The organism is Gracilimonas sp. B-17 (assembly GCF_056857935.1).
In genome coordinates, this window is sequence record NZ_JBSXOA010000004.1 from 2501 (window position 1) to 5510 (window position 3010).

At 52.9% G+C, this 3010-nt stretch carries 2 tRNA genes and 2 rRNA genes (1 of these 4 only partly in view); all 4 read right to left on the bottom strand.

Going from position 1 to position 3010, the window contains the following annotated elements:
- Window positions 1-655 (bottom strand): 23S ribosomal RNA (locus tag AC13FX_RS00085); it reaches 2242 nt to the left of the window's first position.
- Window positions 656-1050: 395 nt separating this feature from the next.
- A tRNA-Ala gene (locus tag AC13FX_RS00090) sits at window positions 1051-1124 on the bottom strand.
- Between the two features lie 13 nt (window positions 1125-1137).
- Window positions 1138-1211, bottom strand: a tRNA-Ile gene (locus tag AC13FX_RS00095).
- A gap of 140 nt (window positions 1212-1351) precedes the next feature.
- Window positions 1352-2875: ribosomal RNA gene (locus AC13FX_RS00100) — 16S ribosomal RNA — on the bottom strand.
- Together the 16S and 23S rRNA genes with 2 tRNA genes alongside form the textbook arrangement of a ribosomal RNA operon.
- Between the last annotated feature and the right edge of the window lie 135 nt (window positions 2876-3010).

Here is a 3010-nt window from a genome sequence, read left to right on the forward strand (position 1 = left end):
CTCCACCCCTTAGGGGCTTAACCTCGCACAACAGGAGCAACTCGTAGGCTCATTATACAAAAGGCACGCCGTCACCCCTCAAAGAGAGGCTCCGACCGCTTGTAAGCACACGGTTTCAGGTACTATTTCACTCGCCTTCTCGGCGTTCTTTTCACCTTTCCCTCACGGTACTGGTTCACTATCGGTCATACAGATGTATTTAGCCTTACCGGATGGTGCCGGCTGGTTCACGCAAGGTTTCACCGGCCTCGCGCTACTCAGGATACCCGCCTCAAAACTCACCGTACGCCTACAGGCCTTTCACCTTCTGTGGGACTGCTTTCCAGGCAGTTTCGACTTAAGTTCGTTTCAATTACGCAGGTCCTACTACCCCGACTCCCCGTAGGAAGCCGGTTTGGGCTGCTTCCCGTTCGCTCGCCGCTACTTGGGAAATCACTTGATTGTTTTCTTCTCCTGGGGGTACTTAGATGTTTCAGTTCCCCCCGTATGCCCTCCTCGAAAGGAGTATCCCGGTAAACCGGGATGGGTTGCCCCATTCGGAAATCCACGGATCATTGCTCTTATGCAGCTCCCCGCAGCTTATCGCAGCTTTACACGTCCTTCTTCGCCTCTGTATGCCTAGGCATCCACCGTGTGCCCTTAGTATGCTTCTATTATATGGCTTGCACGGCGTCTCCGCCGCGCTGGCCTACATAAGTACTTCATGCTATTGGTTTACAATTGTGGTCTGGATGTGGGACGAACCGCATCCAGATACCTTGGCGTAGCACACCCGTCCAATCGGACAGATGCCCTACTATCTTCCATCACTTATCTACCGAAGTAAATAAGCAACATCAGACCTTTTACTATTGCTATTGCTTTCATCATGTCAAAGAACCCGCACTCTCGCGTGCGGCGCGTGTCAGTCTGGCTCCGCCACTCTCACCGAGTCGCCTCACCACCTCAAACAATCTTATAAAGAACACCTGTGAGCCTGCGGGCTACTCGCCTCTCAATATCTCACATCTTGTATCTTAAATCTCAGTATTAAATCTCAAAAAACTCGTGTGGAGCTACGGGGATTCGAACCCCGGACCCCCTGCTTGCAAAGCAGGTGCTCTAGCCAGCTGAGCTATAGCCCCTTGCACTAAATTGTGGGCTTGGGAGGACTTGAACCTCCGACCTCACGCTTATCAGGCGTGCGCTCTAACCACCTGAGCTACAAGCCCCGCTTAGCGGGGTATCGGCACAGGCGTTGGTCGCCGGCTGCGGCGAGTGTTCACCCGCTATATAATAAGTACAGATCAGATTGTTTGATACGAGCGCTTGCGTAGCGCCGTAGTTCCATATTGCAGGAACGCTCTCCTTGAAAGGAGGTGATCCAGCCGCACCTTCCGGTACGGCTACCTTGTTACGACTTAGCGCCAGTTACCAGGCTTACCCTAGGCACTCCTTGCTGGAGCGACATCAGGTACTCCTGACTTCCATCGCTTGACGGGCGGTGTGTACAAGGCCCGGGAACGTATTCACCGCGTCATTGCTGATACGCGATTACTAGCGATTCCACCTTCATGGAGTCGAGTTGCAGACTCCAATCCGAACTGAGAATGGCTTTGTGGATTTGCTCCCCCTCGCGGGGTGGCTACCCATTGTACCATCCATTGTAGCACGTGTGCAGCCCTGGACGTAAGGGCCATGATGACTTGACGTCGTCCCCACCTTCCTCACTACTTGCGTAGGCAGTCTGGCTAGAGTCCCCACCATTACGTGCTGGTAACTAACCACAGGGGTTGCGCTCGTTGCGGGACTTAACCCAACACCTCACGGCACGAGCTGACGACAGCCATGCAGCACCTTCCATAGTGCCCCGAAGGGACTCTCCTTTTCGGGAGATAACACTGTGGATTTAGCCCAGGTAAGGTTCCTCGCGTTGCATCGAATTAAGCCACATGCTCCACCGCTTGTGCGGGCCCCCGTCAATTCCTTTGAGTTTCATCGTTGCCGACGTACTCCCCAGGTGGTATGCTTACTGCGTTAACTGCGTCACTGGCCCCAAAGGACCAACAACTAGCATACATCGTTTACAGCGTGGACTACCAGGGTATCTAATCCTGTTCGCTCCCCACGCTTTCGTGCCTCAGCGTCAGTTACAGTCCAGCCGGCCGCCTTCGCCACTGATGTTCTTCGTAATATCTATGCATTTCACCGCTACACTACGAATTCCACCGACCTCTTCTGTACTCAAGAAACCCAGTATCTATGGCAATTTTACCGTTAAGCGGCAAGATTTCACCACAGACTTAGGCTCCCGCCTACGCACCCTTTACACCCAATGATTCCGGACAACGCTTGCACCCTCCGTATTACCGCGGCTGCTGGCACGGAGTTAGCCGGTGCTTATTCAAATGGTACCGTCACTACAAGACGAATCTCGTACGTTCTTCCCATTCAAAAGCCGTTTACAACCCATAGGGCCGTCTTCCGGCACGCGGCGTGGCTGCGTCAGGCTTTCGCCCATTGCGCAAGATTCCTCACTGCTGCCTCCCGTAGGAGTCTGGGCCGTGTCTCAGTCCCAGTGTGGGGGATCATCCTCTCAGACCCCCTAACTATCATCGCCTTGGTGAGCCGTTACCTCACCAACTAACTAATAGTACGCAGACCCCTCTATATCCGGCCGAAACCTTTAACAACTGTGGCCATGCGGCCCCGCTGCATTATGCGGTATTAGCACCCCTTTCGAGATGTTATCCCCCAGATATAGGCAGGTTATCTACGCGTTACTCACCCGTCCGCCAGTCTCCAGTAACTGCAAGCAGCTACCTTCTCCTTCGACTTGCATGTGTTAAGCCCGCCGCCAGCGTTCGTCCTGAGCCAGGATCAAACTCTCCATTGTAAATATCTAATATATACTCTGTGAGCTGACCCTACGCTCTTGGTCATTTTCTATGCAAATTAATGCATCAAAGAATTGAACAAGCTCTCGCTCGCACAAACAATCTGATCTATACTTCATTATGTCTAAGAACTA